At 45.3% G+C, this 16234-nt stretch carries 12 protein-coding genes; all 12 read right to left on the bottom strand.

Features of this window, described 5'->3' with window-relative positions:
- Positions 1–14 precede the first annotated feature (14 nt).
- The 12 genes from rlmD to HNQ46_RS02825 all read right to left on the bottom strand — a co-directional run bounded on the left by rlmD (position 15) and on the right by HNQ46_RS02825 (position 16139).
- Positions 15–1325 (bottom strand): 23S rRNA (uracil(1939)-C(5))-methyltransferase RlmD, encoded by a 1311-nt coding sequence (gene rlmD, locus HNQ46_RS02880; protein WP_243155821.1) that lies wholly within the window; start codon positions 1323–1325, stop codon positions 15–17.
- 100 nt (positions 1326–1425) lie between these two features.
- Positions 1426–1710 carry a hypothetical protein gene (locus tag HNQ46_RS02875; RefSeq protein WP_040649015.1) on the bottom strand — a complete coding sequence of 95 codons (285 nt, stop codon included), beginning with the start codon at positions 1708–1710 and terminating at the stop codon, positions 1426–1428.
- Between the two features lie 159 nt (positions 1711–1869).
- The gene (locus tag HNQ46_RS02870) at positions 1870–3078 is read right to left on the bottom strand and encodes a ComEC/Rec2 family competence protein (RefSeq protein ID WP_183682757.1); all 1209 of its coding nucleotides are present in this window, start codon (positions 3076–3078) and stop codon (positions 1870–1872) included.
- A gap of 206 nt (positions 3079–3284) precedes the next feature.
- Entirely contained in the window at positions 3285–4649 is a 1365-nt protein-coding gene (locus HNQ46_RS02865; protein ID WP_243155820.1) for an N-acetylmuramoyl-L-alanine amidase family protein, read from the bottom strand.
- Between the two features lie 307 nt (positions 4650–4956).
- Positions 4957–6531: a GH25 family lysozyme gene (locus HNQ46_RS02860; protein WP_183682754.1), complete on the bottom strand. Its 1575-nt coding sequence runs from the start codon at positions 6529–6531 to the stop codon at positions 4957–4959.
- Between the two features lie 335 nt (positions 6532–6866).
- Positions 6867–7508 carry a C40 family peptidase gene (locus tag HNQ46_RS02855; RefSeq protein ID WP_243155819.1) on the bottom strand — a complete coding sequence of 214 codons (642 nt, stop codon included), beginning with the start codon at positions 7506–7508 and terminating at the stop codon, positions 6867–6869.
- Positions 7509–7827: 319 nt separating this feature from the next.
- Positions 7828–8508: a YczE/YyaS/YitT family protein gene (locus HNQ46_RS02850; RefSeq protein WP_183682751.1), complete on the bottom strand. Its 681-nt coding sequence runs from the start codon at positions 8506–8508 to the stop codon at positions 7828–7830.
- Positions 8509–8785: 277 nt separating this feature from the next.
- Positions 8786–10234 (bottom strand): L,D-transpeptidase family protein, encoded by a 1449-nt coding sequence (locus HNQ46_RS02845; RefSeq protein WP_183682747.1) that lies wholly within the window; start codon positions 10232–10234, stop codon positions 8786–8788.
- A 427-nt stretch (positions 10235–10661) separates the two neighbouring features.
- Positions 10662–11543: an L-serine ammonia-lyase, iron-sulfur-dependent, subunit alpha gene (sdaAA, locus tag HNQ46_RS02840; RefSeq protein WP_183682744.1), complete on the bottom strand. Its 882-nt coding sequence runs from the start codon at positions 11541–11543 to the stop codon at positions 10662–10664.
- Between the two features lie 177 nt (positions 11544–11720).
- Complete coding sequence (gene sdaAB / locus HNQ46_RS02835) at positions 11721–12389, bottom strand: L-serine ammonia-lyase, iron-sulfur-dependent subunit beta (RefSeq protein WP_007156949.1); 669 nt, start codon at positions 12387–12389, stop codon at positions 11721–11723.
- A 291-nt stretch (positions 12390–12680) separates the two neighbouring features.
- The gene (locus HNQ46_RS02830) at positions 12681–13883 is read right to left on the bottom strand and encodes a dicarboxylate/amino acid:cation symporter (protein ID WP_243155818.1); all 1203 of its coding nucleotides are present in this window, start codon (positions 13881–13883) and stop codon (positions 12681–12683) included.
- Between the two features lie 273 nt (positions 13884–14156).
- Positions 14157–16139: a sodium-translocating pyrophosphatase gene (locus HNQ46_RS02825; RefSeq protein WP_183682738.1), complete on the bottom strand. Its 1983-nt coding sequence runs from the start codon at positions 16137–16139 to the stop codon at positions 14157–14159.
- Positions 16140–16234: the final 95 nt, after the last annotated feature.

Raw genomic sequence — 16234 nt, 5'->3', positions numbered from 1 at the left:
ACTATATATACAAACTACGATTCCTCTTTCTCCAACAACGCCACCACCTCGCAATTATTGGTTCTGGGAAACATATCTACAGCACATAACTTTTGTACCTTATATCCGGCATTTTGTAAAGCTTCCAAGTCTCTTGCCAGGCTCTTTGGCTTACAAGCCACATAGACCAGTCGCTTCACTCCGTAGGAAATGATTTTTTCCAAGGCCTTCTTATGCATTCCGTCTCTTGGAGGATCCACAATAATAAAGTCCGGATAGGGAAGCTCAGTCGCTCCCTGCCCTGCCTCCAGCACCTTCAGCACATCTCCGGCATAGAAGATACAGTTCTCCACCTTATTTTCCTTGGCATTTTCCTTGGCGGCTTCCACTGCCTCTTCCACGATTTCCACCCCGATGGCCTGCTTTGCCACCTTACTCATCAGCTGGGTAATGGTGCCGGTTCCGGAATAAAGGTCGTAAATCACAGGCTTCTCCTCTGCATTTTCGGAAAAGCTGGAATACTCCTGTACCTTGGCATAGAGCTTTTCTGCACCCAGAGTATTGGTTTGGAAGAAGGAAAAAGGCGTAATTTTAAAGTTTAAACCAAGTAGCTCCTCGTAAAAATAGTCTTTTCCGAAGAGAGTCTCTGTTCCGTCGTTAATTACTGCATCCGCCAAGCTGTCATTTTTCGTATGTAAAATGCCCGCATAGCTACCTTCCAACTTTCCTTCCTTTTCCAAGGAAAGAAGCCTATCTCTCCAGCCGCTTAAAATCTTTTCTTCCTCTTCGGCAGGAAGCTGGGTACTATGCACCAGAGAGAGTAAAATCTCTCCCGTCTTCTCCGCCCTTCTGATTAAGAGATGGCGAAGATAGCCCTCATGGCGCTTTTTATGGTAGTATCTCAGACCTTTTTCCTGAAAATACAGTCTTGTAGCCAGTAAAATCTCTCCCATATCCGGATGGGGCAGGCGGCAGTCTTCCGTATTTAAAATGTTAAAAAAGCTTCTTTTTTGGTGCAATCCCAAGCAAAGGGGACCATCCTTTTCCTGATCCCCAAAGGAAAATTCCATCTTATTCCGATAGGCCTCCTTCTTTGGAGAGGAAATGATACCCTCAAAAAGATAGTCTCCCTGAATCACCGGATTAAATAAGTCTCGAATCTCCTGCTCCTTTTTCGCCACTTCCTCTTCATAGGGAATTTCCTGATAAAAGCAGCCACCGCAACGATCCTGATTTTGGCACCAGTGTTTTTCCTGTGGGATGCTAGCTTCCTCCACTCTTCCTGCTTCTTGCTCTATTGAAGCTGCATTTTCCTGTGACTTCATATCCAAAGTATTTTTTTCCATTTCTCCTGACCCTTTCTGAAAGAAACTATCCTCTACTCTCTCCCATAAAAAAAGAGGCTACTGCCTCTTTTTCTTTCGCTCAAAGCACTATGCAATAAGATTATTCCTCTTCCAGATAATCTTCATCCTCTAAATCATCGTAGTCTTCATAATCCTCCAGATAATCCGGAGCAAGCAAACGATATACACCGTAAGCCAATCCGCAAAAAGCGATGATTCCACCGATGATGGCCAGTACGGTACAAATCTTTTTCTTCATATCTTCTCCTTCTTTCTGCTTCTCTCTTAAGCCAATGGCATATTGAAAATCATTGCTTAATGCTCTTGCATCTTCTGTGAACTTCTTTGCTCTATCTCTGAAAGCTTCTACATTCCACTGTTCCATATTTTTATCCTTTCCCCAAAAACTTTCTCTTAAGTATAAAGATTCTTGGGTAAAAAAGCAAGTCTTCTCTAAGGATAGGAGGCTTTTTCTCTTCAACGATACAAAACTATTTCTGTAGGATACAGCATTTTTTCTTTATGGGCACAGGGCTTTTCCACCTTACTTCAGTACCCAGTTTCCATCCGCCATAACGAAGTTCTTCTCCACACCCAGCTTATTCATCCAGAATTTGGTCAAAGCTACGGTATAGCTTTCCTGGTCTTCCGTGAAGGCATCCTTACGTTTGTTCCAAAGCTCCTGAGAGCTGGGCCATAAAGCGTATCTGGGATGTACCGCACTATAGAAGGCAAAGGATCCGCCGTGCTGTCCGTGATGAGCCATCTGCACGATATCCGCCTTAAGCTTATCGGCGCCTCTTTCTTCCATCAGTTTCCCTGCCGCTTCATAGGGAAGGTCTCCGGTAATCAGAAGCTTCTTTCCGTTAATGGTAATCATATAGCAAACGGAGCTGTTGTTTCCTGTGTCGATAGGAATGGAATAAGGGGTGTTCAAAACCTCTACTGCCACATTGCCATAGGTGAAGCTGGTTCCTGCAGGGGAGCTTTCATGGCGCTTTGCACTGTCGTACTGGGCCAGGTCTTCCATAATTTCCTTCATCATGGGAATACGGTGAGCAGGCTCATACTGCTCATAGTAAGCCAATGGCAGAAAACCGTAGTAAATCTGTCCCGGGTCAATGTTGTAATAATCCGGATGACCTTCCTTCTTCTGCTGCTCAAGAATTACTGCAAGAGCGCCTACATGGTCTTCATGAGGATGGGTAAGGAGCCAAGCTGCTACCTTTCCCCCTCTGTCCTTAATGTATTTTGCAAGGTAGGGAGCATTGGTCTTTAAACCACCGTCCACTACGATTAAGCTGCCGTCATTGCTCTCAATTACAATGGAAATCTGCTGTCCGCTTTGTTCTCCCTTAATCATGGTAATGCTGGCGCCGCCCAAACCGATGGTACTGTCGGTATAAGTTGGGGTAGTGCTACCGTTTTGCACATTTAAAGGAGCATTGCTTGTAGTAGCGCCCTGGGTACTGCTCTCGGAGGAGCTTCCTGCATTAGCCGCGCTATTGCTTGCTGTACCGTTACTTGCTGTACTGTTGCTAACTGTAGAACCGTTGTTAGCCGCCTGGGTTAAGGAAGCATCCTGCCAAGGCGCCTTGGGGCTTCCGGAAGCCTGCTGATTTACGCCATGAACCACGTTGGGAAGCGCTTCTCCCTGAATGGTACCGTTACTGTACTCATCCGCAAAAGCCTGTCCGTGGAAAGCCAAAGTTCCACTTAATAACAATGCCACTGCTAAAGCTTTTTTCTTCATTTTAACTCCTTTGCCATGAAAAACTTGAATTCTCCTTTGCTGCCACAGTCAAGCTATACTCTTTTGCAATAAGGGCCGCAAACATATCGAAAATAGTCTCTTTTACGAAGACAGATTATCTCTCCCAAAGGTTACAAATCCTTCCTCATAGAAAGCAAGAATTTTCCCTATCTGTCTCAAACAGCATACTTCTAAAACCGCTTTGTTTACTGCCGAACACCTTCTGCGTTGATAGTGTAGCCATCCTGCACGGTATCCTTCAGCATAGCGCCTGCAGGAACACCTTCCTTATTCACATTCAAGAAGTACCACTTATCTCCGATATTCTGCCATCCGCTAAGCATTGCACCGTTCTCCGGTTGGAAATAGTACCACTGTCCGTTGATTTCCTGCCAACCGCTGAGCATCTTTCCCTGTCCCTCGGCCTTTGGCTCCAAATAATACCACTGATTATTTAAAAATGCCCATCCGCTAAGCATCGCACCGGCACTTGCTGCATTTTGATCCAGATAGTACCACTGCTCACCAATCTTTCTCCAGCCGGTAAGCATTTTTCCATCCTCATCGAAGAAATACCACTGGTCTTTAATCTGCTTCCAGCCCTTGGAAAGCTGACCGTTCTCCTCAAAATACCAGTCTTCTCCGTTCTGTCTCCAGCCTAAAACCGCACCGGAGGGGCCGCCGGAAGCATTACTGCTGTCCTCGTTATTTCCATAGTAATCATTGGAAGGCCTCTTCTTATTGTCCTGAGCCTTCTCTGCCGCAGTCTTCTTCTTTTTCTTGGCACTGTACTCTTTGAAGCTACCCTTGCTGATACCCTTTGCTTTCAAGGTAATCAGGTTGAAAATGTAGCCGTCATCGGAATACTCTCCGTCCACATCTCCGGAGGGCTCCACATACTGAGAATCCGCAATATACTGAGCCAAATCGTCCTTCTTGTCGTATTTTGCTCTTACGGCAATATGATCAAATTCCTTTCCGTTTTCGGAATAGGACTTCACGTTAATGCTGGTACCGTTTACGGACTTCTTCGCTACCTTGTCGTCTCCGTTTTTGGTGGTGTAGTAAATCACTACATCATAGCCGGAAGCGTAATCCACCTTTCCCCAACGAATCAAAGTTCCGTCCTGGGTAAAGTTTGTCGGTTCCTTCAAAATAGTGAAGGGATAGGCATTTGCCTTAAGCTTAATGCTGCTCTTGGATTTCTCGGTTACCGCCATCTCATAGGCACCTCGAACCTCTACCACGGTATTGTCATCAAAGACATTTCCCCCCTCCGCCTTCACGGAAATGGTATAGGTATAGGGCTTCTTGGGAGAGCCCTGATTCTTTCCGTCAATGGAAAATCCGGAAACCTCGTAGCCGCTGTCCATAGCCACAGCCTCAGGCTTGGCATAGGTTTTACCGGACTCCAGCTCCAAATCCTCACTGGGGCTGATGTCGATTTGCACACGGCTTACCGGCTTATCCTCTGCAAATGCAGGAATGCTCCACAAAGCACACATTGCCAGCCCCAAAACCAGAGCCTTCTTTCCTGCTGTTTTGAAAATGCTTTCTTTTTTCTTTAGCATAGTATTCTCCTCTTTCTTATTTTTCATTCTCTTTCGAATTTTACGCTTTTTCTTCCAGCATCTTAATTCCTTTTCGGATGATACACCCTTTCTTCAAGCGTCTTATTTCCTTAAGAGAAGCCTTACTTTCCCTTATCTTCATCGGCGATAGTAGGACATTGTATTATCTTTAGAAAAACCGCCCATTGGAAGCTTTATTCTATCCTTCGTGAACCGCCCATTGGAAGCTTTATTCTATCCTTCGTGAACCGCTCGCCGGAAGCTTTATTCTATCCTTTGTAAACTGCTCACCGGAAGCTTTGTCTTCTTAAGGAAGCCAGGCACCGGAGGCGTCAAAACGATAGTCCACTCCGTTAATGTTTCTCGTGGTATCCGCTACCATCGCGCCGGAATCCTCCATATAATACCATACATTATTGAGGTTTCTCCAGCCTGTTCGCATTGCGCCGTCCTCGGAAAGCCAATACCATTTTCCGGAGACCTTCTGCCAGTTCTTGGCCATTGCCCCGCTGTCCTTCAGGAAGTACCAGTTTCCGTTATCTTTGATCCAGCCGCTTCGCATTACCCCCTGGTCATCTAAGAAATACCAGCTGTTTTGATCCTTCACCCAGCCGGTCTGCATATTTCCGTCGGAATTCATAAAGTACCACTTATCCGATACCTTTTTCCAGCCGGTGACAGCCTTTCCATTTTCCTTATACTGCCACTTTCCGGGAGTGCTTTGTACCCAGCCGTTTTCCACAGCGGCCTGAGACTCTGCTGTGGGCCCGCCGGTACTGATGGTACTGTTTTCTTCCTTATTCAGGCTTGTGTTTCCCCCATTGGAAGAGTTGTTTCCGGAAGAGTTATTTCCGGAAGCACCGCCGGAATTGTTGCCGTTTTTATTGCCGCCATTCTTTCCGGAATTTCCGTTATTGGAATTATTGCTGTTTTTTCCATTATCGGAGGAATTATTAGAAGAATTTCCGCCATTGTTGGAGCTGTTCCCGGAAGCACTGCCGGACTTTCCGGCATTTTTCTCGGAAGGATTGCCTCCGCCGTAAGCCTTCCAGGAAAATTCCGTGGTAACCAGTCCTTTGATGCCTCGCACCACACCCTTTTCACTGGACTGCCAAATGGTGGTGGTACTTCCCTCTACCGGACGATACACCCGATCCAAGGGATAGGCCGCAAACCACACATCATAGGGCAAATCCGATAAATTCATGTGCTTGGTCAGCCAGGTTTTATTGGCATAGACCATAGGAATAAATCCCGCATCCTTCACCCTCTTACAGTAGGCGTTGGTCATGGCGGTAAGCCCTTCCTTCGTAAGGCCGTCGGAAAGCATGGAGCCGACCTCCAGGTCATAGGCCACCGGATATTCAAACTTATAGGGCTTAATCTTCTTTACGGTAAGCTTGGCCTCTGCCAAGGCGTCGTCCATATTTTTCGCGGTGGAGCAAAGGTAGGCTCCCACCTTAATACCGGCCTTCTGGGCGCCCTTTACATTCTCATCGAAATAGGCGTCTTCCTTGGTGCCGTAGGCGATTCGAATCATGACAAAGTCCAATCCGTCCTTCTTCGCCGCATCCCAGTCAATGGGGCCGTTTTCATTCTGAAACTTGGAAACCTCGGTTCCCTTTTCCAGATACTTTAAATCGGAGCCGTCCGCATTGGTATAACCGTACCAACCGGAGTAGTCCAAAGCCCCCGAAGTGGTGCTACTCTGGCTCGTACTGCTCTGCGTGCTGCTCGTTGTACTGCTTCCTGTGCTGTTCCCTGCATTTTTTCCCAAACTGTCCCCGGGGCCTGCGGCATAGCTTACACTCTGTCCGCAAATAAGGCTCAAAGACAAGACAGTCAGGACGGCGACTCTTCGCCCTTTCTTCTGAAATTCCATACTTCCTCCATCATCTTTAACTTCGCTAGCTTATCAGCTTTTCAAGGGCAAATGCAATACCGTCCAGAGAACTGTAAGAGTTTTTCAGAATTCAGTAAGACTTTCCGAAAATATCCGGATACAAAAAGCCCCGGGACGCTGATAAGCTCAGCATTCCGGGGCTTTTTGCCGCATTTGCCACTTTCGTGGACTTTTTTATCACACACATTCTACTAGGAGAACCTGATAACTATTTGAGGGGATAATTTTCTTAGGAATTTTATCCTTGTGATAGTAATATCGGCGGTATGATATAGAGTATAAGCGATTTTCTTATTTTTTAAAGAAAAATATTTTTATACGAACCTTCTAATGGATTTAATAGGCTTATAGGTTGCAGATTCAATGGTTACACCGGAGCGGGAATTTAATGCGAAAAGCATTCTTCCGTTTCCTAAATAGATTCCTACATGACCTGCATAAGCCAAAACATCACCGGGAATCGCATTTGCCAAAGAACCTACATTGGTTCCCAAGGTTCCAATCTCTGCTGAGGAATGGGGAAGGCCGATGCCGAAGTGTCCGAAGATTCCCATTAAGAAGCCGGAACAGTCCGATCCGTGAAGAAGGCTTACTCCGCCGTAGCGATAAGGTCTGCCGATATACTGGGTTGCATAATCTACAATCTGCTGACTTCTGCTGACAGTATCTCCCACCAAAACATCGTCGGAAAATAAAGTAGTGGACTGATCCTCCTGAGAAATGATAGCACCCTCCTCGGAAAATACCAAAAGCTCCTCTTCCTTTGGACTTGCGGAAGCAGTGAAAGCAGTGCTCACGCTCAAACTCATCAGAGCAAGGGCAAGGGCTAAGCCTTTCTTCCCAAATTTAAGAGCGCTTCTTCTCATTACTTTCCGATTCGCTTTTCCTAAATTCCCGTTTACGGAATTTCCCTCTTCTGTTTTATTGTTCTTTACTGTAAAATTCGCGTCCTGCATAAACTCTCCTTTTTGGTTTGTGTTACAGTTTGCCATTTTAGGGAGAAAATGTGGCGAAAATAAAAACACAAGATGAAGATTCACTAACGCATTCTTACAAAACTGCCTAGTGTTTTTACATTTTCATCCCGTGTTTTTTACGAAATTCTGACATTTCCTTATTTTGGAAGCAATTTTACGCTTCTTTGGTAAAATAGTTCTATTTTTTTAGTCATAAGAAAATTCTCTTCTTAACATTTTTCTTTTCTTTGATTCCATGCTTTTCTCTTTTTTTATTCCTTACTTTTTATCTCTCTTAAACTTTTCTTTTCTTCTCTCTTTATTCTTTGCTTTCCTTCTCTAAATCCCGCTCTTCTTCCGCCTTTTCACCGCCGGGAGTATAACCAATCCACTTCTCGGAAAAATGCACGTCGAAGAAATGAATAATCGGTCCCAGGAAAAGGGCGGAAACCAAGGTTCCGATTCCTACCAGTCCTCCGGTAAGAAAAGTGCCAAGAGCCGCCAAACCGTCTGTTAACATTCTGCATCCGTAATAATGCTTCTTAGTCTTATCTCTTAAGCCCAAGGAAAGGTAATCGTAGGGTGCAACCCCCAGATCCGCTGTCTGGTATAGAGAAACGCCGAAGGAAGTCACCACCACCGCAAGGCTTACCCAAATCAACTGTACTACCAAGCCGTGCTCCTCCGCATAGCCGAAGTGCTTTGTAAATATATCATAGAAGAAAGTCACGATATAGCCTACCAAGATGCCGTTGGCAAAGGTTCCCGCACCGATATACTTTCGTCCGAAAGCAAGCTGAACCATGAAAAACAGCACATTGGCTATCATATTCTGCTGTCCCAATGAAATCCCGAAGATTTCTGCCAAACGCATATTTAAGGCGGAAATCGGGTCATTTCCCAAATGAGACTCCTTAAACAGGGCGATACCGATGGAAATCACCAGCACACCCAAAAGCATTCCGATATACCTTCTCACCATAATATTCTTTGTTTGCATAGCCACCCCTTTTCTATACCACTCTATATTCTGTATTTCATACTGTGCTGAGTTTTCTTGTAAGGACATTATCTTAAACCATTTTCCTTTTATTATCCAGACTTTTTATTATTTTTTTCTTTTGATCTTAAGCCCAACAACTCAAAGTGCAATACAGGATTGCTTGCAGGAACATTGTTCTTTTGACAACTGTACCGATAATTAAAAAAAGTGTAGTTAACGAAAGCCTTAAGCCTCCGATAACTACACTCTTCCTTACTTTCTTACTTTCTTTCTCTTATGGATGAACCACTATCGGGCATCCCTTCTGGATTTTGGCAAAAAGCTCTGCCGCCTTGTTCTTCGGCAGATTGATGCAGCCGTGGGAACCATTCTTCACATAAATGTTTCCACCGAACTTGGAACGCCAAGTCGCATCATGTAAACCGATGTTTCCGTTAAAGGGCATCCAATAGGACACAGGAGCCTCATATTCCGGCTTTCCGTCCACCATCTTTCCCTTCAGAGTTCTGTTGGTTTCCTTTCCTTTTAGGAAGAATACACCACTAGGGGTAGCACGATCCTCGGTAAGCATCCCGGTTACCGTAGGGCTCTCCCAGGTCAATGCGCCATTTTCATAGTAATACACATGCTGCAATCCCAGATCAATCTCCAGGAAAGTATTTCCAAACTGGGGCTGGGCATACTGTGCAGGCCTATAAGCATAAACCGGCTCTCTCTCCTGGCTTTGCAGGGAAGAAATGGCAGCCCGTAACGCATCCCTTTCCGCCGCCACGTTGATGTGTAAGCCATAGGGGGTATTCATGGCAATGTCTTTTCCGCTGGCAGAATGGAAGGACACGGTATTTCCAAGATTTCCGTACTTATTTTCCAAAGACTGGGCATAAGCCAGAAGCTTCTCTTCATCGAAGCTTAGTCCGGAAGCATTCACGCCGGTAACCATCTCCTGTAGCTGCTCTCCCGTCAAGCTTTCCTTATTTCCTAAAATGTTGGTAACAATCGTCACAGAGGAAAGCTTATTCATGGCATCAACCTTGCCCTCTAAATCCGCCTTTCTCTGGGTGATGGCATCATAGATTCCGTCATCTGACAGCTGAATCGTATTCTCTCCTCTTTGCAGAGCTCTTTCCACCCTTGCCCAAAGTCTGTCCCAATTCAGAGAATTTCCTTCCTGCTCCGGAATAATGGTGTATACTCCGTTTTCCTTCACCACGCTGGCAGTTCTGGTCTCTTTGGCATCCTTGACCATGGAAAGCGCTTCCAGCTTTTCCTTCAATTTTACGGTGTCATAGCTTGCGGTACTGCCTTCCAAAGAATAATCGATTCTTTGGTCCGGGCTTCCCTGGGCTCCACTTTCCGCTTCCTTCTGTAAAATTTCCGGAAGATTGGTGGCTGCCTGTAAATGATAGCCGATATCCTGTCCGGAAATCTCCTCCGTTTTTTCTCTTCCTATAAGATAAAGGACATAATTCTGACTATATGCTCCTTCCAGATAGGCCTTGGCCTCCTCTACAGTCTTGCCTCCGATGGGAATGCCGTTTCCATGGGTTCCCGCCAGGAAACGATCCAGCGCAAAGCCTTTCCCTGCCTGAGAAAATGTCAGAATTCCGGAAAAAAGAAGCCCAAGGGCAATCTTTTGAAAATAATTGCTTTTTAAGCTTCTTTCCCTTCTTCCTGTCTGCTTTGTTGCTGTCGGTAGTATTTTCTTCTGTGCATTTATCGCCATGTCCTCATTTTCCTCTCTTTATCTTAGTGCCTCCTATTGTACGCCCTAGACCTCCCCTTGGCTAGTCAGAAAAGTAGAAAGGAATAAGTCTTAAGAAAAAAGAAATCTCCATAAAGAAAAGCAATGGCGGCGATAATAATATCTATTTATGCAGTATAGGTCTGAAGTTGGGGTACGCTCTCGCTAGCCTCGCCCTGACTGAGCAGTAGACTTGTTGTCTACTGCTCACTTTGCTTCGCAAAGCAAATTCCTTCGGAAGTTGGTCTGCAACAGGACGACTTTTCTGATGAAAAGTCTGTCCTTGCGGTACTAAGCGAAAAACATCAGTGCCTTCGTTTTTCGCAAGTACCGGTGGGCTCAGACTACCCCTTTTCAGACCTATACTGCATAAACTGTATTTAAATTTGAATTTTATAGCCCCTATTGCTTATTCTCCGAAGACTTCTTTTCTTAAACGAATTCCTGTGGGGCTTGCTGCCAAGCCGCCCATGGCGGTTTCCTTCAAGGCGCTGGACATGCTGTCTCCTACCGACTTCATCGCCGCAATACATTCATCTACAGGAATCTTCAACTCTACTCCTGCCAGAGCCATATCCGCAGAGGAAAAGGCAATCACTACTCCGGATACGTTTCTTTTAACACAGGGAATTTCCACAAGGCCTGCCACCGGATCACAAACCAGGCCCATCTGGTTCACCAAGGACATTCCTAAAGCATCTCCGCAAGCCTTGGGACTCCCTCCCATAAGCTCCACCAAAGATGCTGCTGCCATACCGGAAGCGGAACCGCACTCTGCCTGACATCCTCCCTCAGCGCCGGCAATGGAGGCCTGCTTGGCAATGACCATTCCAAAAGCCGCTGCAGTAAATATAGACATTACAATGTCTTTCTTGTTATAGCCCTTGTCCTGATACATGGAAACCAGGCATCCGGGCAAGATTCCGCAGGATCCGGCAGTAGGGGTTGCCACAATTCTACCCATAGCTGCATTACAGTTGGACACGCACATCGCCCTGCCGATAGCCTTGGTCATAAATTCTCCCATCAAACCGCCTTGAGCTTTCTGAGAATATTCCAGCATGGTTGCTCCCTCTCCTCCGGTAAGACCGGAAGTGGAACGGAGATTCTTATCCCCACCCTTTCCAACGGAGTCCACCATCACATCGAAATTCTTCTCCATCATTTCGTAGATTTCCTCTTTAGGAAGCCCCATCTGCTCTGACTGGTCTTCCAGGCAAAGTTCACTGATCTTGATTCCCCGTGCCTCTGCCTTATCACATATTTCTTTAATTGTATCGTATTTAATCATTTTTTCCTCCTGCCGTAGACCTTTCTTTGGTAGCCAATGCACCGCCAAATAGTCTCGCAGCTTATCTAATGAATGCTCTATCTAATCAATGCTCTATAATAAATGCTCTATAATAAATGCTTTATCTAATCAATTCTCCACAATAAATGCTCTATAGTAAATAAGCTCTAATGAACACTAAATTGCACGAATCAGTAAGGCATTCTCCACATTGGGAAGCTTATTGATTTCGTCCATCAGTTCTTCCGGCGGCATCTGGTCTATTTCGATAGTCATTAAGGCGATTCCACCCTTTTCCGGACGGCTTAAACGGAAGTTGCCGATATTCAAATCCTTATATTTATCGTACATAATCTGGGTAACCAGCGCAATCATGCCAGGCTTATCCCGATGCAGCACCAGAATGGTATTGCTTTCTCCGGTAAAGTCCACCCGTAAACCGTTAATCACATCTACCCGGATGTTTCCTCCACCGATACTGGCACCTTCCACCGTACCCTCCTGTCCGTTCCGAAGAACATAATGGATGCGGGCGGTATTGGGGTGAGCTCCGGGAATATCATTTTCAATGAAACGATAATCAATCCCCCTATCCTTGGCAATCTGCAAAGCATCCCGAATCTCTTCGGAATAGCTGTGATAGCCCATAATGCCGGCAAGTAAGGCTCTGTCCGTACCATGCCCTCTGTAGGTTCTGGCAAAAGAACCGGACAGCTCGATATCCAACTCCTTAAAGTCATCCGAGCCTGCCACCTTGTTTACTACTCTTCCCAGACGAACAGCACCTGCGGTATGGGAACTGCTTGGCCCGATCATAATCGGACCGATAATGTTAAAAACGTTCATAAGCTCTCCTTTGTGTTTTATGATAGCTTCAACTTAACACGGTATTTTCTTCCATCCGGGAACAACGGGCAATACTTCTCCCCCGCTTATTCCAAACGACAAAATCTATCTAAAAATCGTTTTATTTCCTAGTAAAATATACCATAAATAAAAGTAGAAAAAAAGGGAGTATAGCAAGCACACTCCCTTTTTCTTCAATTTCTTATGTTTTGTTTATAATATCTTTGTAAATATTTCCAAATCCAAAAAAGCTCTGCATTTCGGGATTTGCTTTCGCAGGCGGTTAATTCTTTACGCCTTCTTTGCAAAGAGTCTTTCGTTAATCTCATTGACTACAACACCGATGGCATTGTCTCCGGATACGTTACAAGCGGTTCCGAAGGAATCCTGGGTGATGTATAAAGCCACCATGATGGCACAGATGGGGCCGTTGGGATCTCCTGCTTCCTTACCGAAAATCATGTAGAGGAAAGGAAGTGCTGTCATGATGGATCCGCCGGGAGCACCGGGGCTTGCCACCATCGCAATACCAAGAGTCATAATGAAAGGTACAACGGTTCCGATGGAAATTGGAAGGTTGTTCATCAGACATACTGCAGTTGCACAGGCTGTGATGGTAATCATGGATCCGCACATATGAATGTTGGCACAGAGAGGTACCACGAAGTTACGAATCTGCTCAGATACTCCATCCTTCTTTGCACACTCCAGGTTTACAGGAATGGTTGCCGCAGAGGACTGGGTTCCCAAAGCGGTTGTATATCCCGGAATCTGATTCTTGATTAAAGTAATCGGGTTCTTCTTGGCAACGGTTCCTGCAATAAAGAACTGCACAGTGATGTAGATTAAGTGCATGCAGATTACGGTTAAGAATACCTTCCACAAAATGCTCAAAATTGCGAAGGTCTTTCCGGAGTAGGTCATATCCACAAAGGTTCCCATGATATATAAAGGAAGCAGAGGGATAATAGCGGTATGCAGTACCTTATCAATAATGCCGGAAAAATCCTTCATGGTATTGTAAAGGTCATTTCCAATTTCCTTCCCCTTCATGGAAGAAAGGCAAAGTCCCATGATAAAGGCCAATACCACTGCAGAAAGGGTATCTAATAATGGGGGAAGAGCAATGCTAAAGTATCCGGAAACGGAATTATCCGCAGTCTTTGCAATCTGATCCAAAGCGTCCGGAGACATAAAGCTGGGGAAAAGGTTACTGGATACCACATAGGATGCAGTTCCTGCAACCAAGGTAGAGCCGTAAGCCAGACAAACGGTAATCAGGAGGAGCTTCCCTGCTCCTTGAGACAGGTCTGCAATTCCCATGGTAACATAAGCAAGAATCATCAAGGGAATAACGAACTTTAAAAAGCTACTAAACACGCCTGAAAGAGTAACGATACCTCTACAGAACCACAACGGGAAAAACTGACCAACAAGAATACCCAAAATGATGGCAATGATCAGTCTTGGCACTAAGCCAATTTTGATTTTCATACGAAGCCTCCTCTTCTGCTTTGCTAAAATATCCTCCTGCATCCAAAGCCACTCTTTAAAAGCAAAAGCCACCTATCCGAATTCGGATAAATGGCTTTTCTAATCTGACAATTTTTGAATTTACCAAAGACTCTGTTCCTCATCTTCTCCAAAGAGGATATACAGATTGCTTTATTTTTTTACAAAAATTTATTTAAATGTCGGAGTATTTTAGCCACTTTGTCCTATCTTTATAAACAACTTATAAAGAATACTCCTCATAGTATAGCACTTTTATAAAATTCCGCCAAGAGTCATAATGAGCGGAGCAAATACCAATGCAATTACGGTCATCAACTTAATCAAAATGTTGATGGAAGGTCCGGAGGTATCCTTGAAAGGATCTCCTACAGTATCTCCTACAACCGCAGCCTTATGGGTTTCAGATCCTTTTCCGCCGTTGTGACCTTCTTCAATGTACTTTTTAGCATTGTCCCAAGCTCCACCGGAGTTGGACATAAAGATTGCCATCATAACACCGGAAACCAAAGATCCTGCCAGAAGTCCGCCAAGAGCCTCAGCACCAAGGAGTAAGCCGATAGCCAACGGTGCAATAACTGCCAGCACACCGGGAACAATCATTTCCTTTAATGCCGCATGAGTAGAGATACTTACACAGGTTCTGTAGTCAGGCTTCTCTGTTCCTGCCATAATGCCCGGCTTTTCTTTAAACTGTCTTCTAACCTCGGAAATCATGGCAAATGCTGCCTTACTTACAGAACTCATGGTAAATGCAGAGAAGAGGAAGGGAAGCATAGCGCCGATAAAGAGTCCGATACATACCCTACTGTCCAAAACATTGATGCTCTTTAACTGTACAGCTTCCGCATAGGATGCAAATAATGCAAGGGCTGTTAAGGCTGCGGAACCGATTGCAAATCCCTTACCCATAGCTGCTGTTGTATTTCCTACTGCATCCAACTGGTCGGTAATCTTACGAACACCTTCTTCCAGACCTGCCATCTCCGCAATACCGCCGGCATTGTCCGCGATGGGGCCGTAAGCATCTACCGCAACGGTGATTGCTGTTGTGGAAAGCATACCTACAGCGGATAAAGCAATACCGTAAAGTCCTAAAAGACTGAAGGATACAAAAATCGCTACAGAAATCAACAAAATAGGAATAGCTGTAGAACGCATTCCGATAGCCATACCGGAAATAATATTGGTAGCAGATCCGGTTTCAGACTGCTTCGCAATTTCCTTTACAGGAGCATAGCTGGAGGATGTGTAATACTCGGTAATGGCACCGATACATAATCCTGCAATCAATCCTGCCGTAACGGCCAAAGCTGCATGGAAGTCTCCGAAGAAATAGTTGGAAAGACCAAAGGCAAATACAATAACTGCCACTGCAGCAGAGTAGCTGGCAGTCTTTAATACCTTACTGGGATCCTCTCCACCAATCATAACTACGGAAAAGCTTCCTAAGATACAAGCCAGTAAGGATAATCCTGCAAGAAGCAGAGGAAAGGCAATTCCCTTATCCTGAAAAGCCAGTGCGCCTAAAGTCATAGCAGAAACCAAAGCACCTACATAGGACTCGAAAAGGTCAGCTCCCATTCCGGCAACGTCACCTACGTTATCTCCTACATTGTCCGCAATAACCGCAGGGTTTCTGGGGTCATCCTCAGGGATTCCCGCCTCAACCTTACCCACAAGGTCTGCTCCAACGTCGGCTGCCTTGGTATAGATTCCTCCACCTACACGGGCGAAAAGGGCAATGCTGGAAGCTCCCAGGGAGAATCCGGAAAGCACACCTACATCCTTAGTGAAGTAGTAGAAAAGTCCCAAGCCGAAAATACCAAAGCCTGCTACGGACATTCCCATTACGGAACCGCCGGAAAAGGCAATGGATAAAGCCTTCTTCATTCCGGACTGTCTTGCCGCCTCTGCAGTACGAACATTGGCTGCGGTTGCGGAACGCATTCCGAAATATCCTGCCAATGTGGAAAGCAAAGCACCGAAGACAAAAGCCGCTCCGCTAAGCCAGCTTCTTGTTCCTAAACCGATGCAAAGAAAAAGGCTACAAACAAAAAAAAGAAGAATCTTGTATTCCGCGAAGAGAAAGGCCTGTGCACCCTCTGCAATCGCATGGGCAATTTCCTTCATCCTCTCGTTACCGGAATCTTCCTTCTGAATCTTCTGTGCCTGAAAAAAAGCGAACAAAAGACCCAATACGCCCAATACGGGCACCAGCATAAACATAGTATTCATATTTTCCTCCCTCGTGAAACCATAAATTTTGTCAAAAACTCATGGATTTTCTCCTGCTGTTTTCCCATTTTAACAAAGTGATTAGGTTTTTTCTA

The organism is Oribacterium sinus, assembly GCF_014202695.1.
Lineage (GTDB): Bacteria > Bacillota > Clostridia > Lachnospirales > Lachnospiraceae > Oribacterium > Oribacterium sinus.
Note: the sequence above shows the minus strand (reverse complement) of the source record. Positions and strands in the feature narration are given on the sequence as shown.

Coding starts and splice junctions, on each gene's coding strand:
- sdaAA (WP_183682744.1), bottom strand. CDS start 11,543: ATGATTAAATACGATACAATTAAAGAAATATGTGATAAGGCAGAGGCA.
- HNQ46_RS02870 (WP_183682757.1), bottom strand. CDS start 3,078: ATGAAGAAAAAAGCTTTAGCAGTGGCATTGTTATTAAGTGGAACTTTG.
- rlmD (WP_243155821.1), bottom strand. CDS start 1,325: ATGGAAAAAAATACTTTGGATATGAAGTCACAGGAAAATGCAGCTTCA.
- HNQ46_RS02850 (WP_183682751.1), bottom strand. CDS start 8,508: ATGCAAACAAAGAATATTATGGTGAGAAGGTATATCGGAATGCTTTTG.
- HNQ46_RS02825 (WP_183682738.1), bottom strand. CDS start 16,139: ATGAATACTATGTTTATGCTGGTGCCCGTATTGGGCGTATTGGGTCTT.
- HNQ46_RS02855 (WP_243155819.1), bottom strand. CDS start 7,508: ATGCAGGACGCGAATTTTACAGTAAAGAACAATAAAACAGAAGAGGGA.
- HNQ46_RS02875 (WP_040649015.1), bottom strand. CDS start 1,710: ATGGAACAGTGGAATGTAGAAGCTTTCAGAGATAGAGCAAAGAAGTTC.
- HNQ46_RS02860 (WP_183682754.1), bottom strand. CDS start 6,531: ATGGAATTTCAGAAGAAAGGGCGAAGAGTCGCCGTCCTGACTGTCTTG.
- HNQ46_RS02865 (WP_243155820.1), bottom strand. CDS start 4,649: ATGCTAAAGAAAAAAGAAAGCATTTTCAAAACAGCAGGAAAGAAGGCT.
- HNQ46_RS02845 (WP_183682747.1), bottom strand. CDS start 10,234: ATGGCGATAAATGCACAGAAGAAAATACTACCGACAGCAACAAAGCAG.
- HNQ46_RS02830 (WP_243155818.1), bottom strand. CDS start 13,883: ATGAAAATCAAAATTGGCTTAGTGCCAAGACTGATCATTGCCATCATT.
- sdaAB (WP_007156949.1), bottom strand. CDS start 12,389: ATGAACGTTTTTAACATTATCGGTCCGATTATGATCGGGCCAAGCAGT.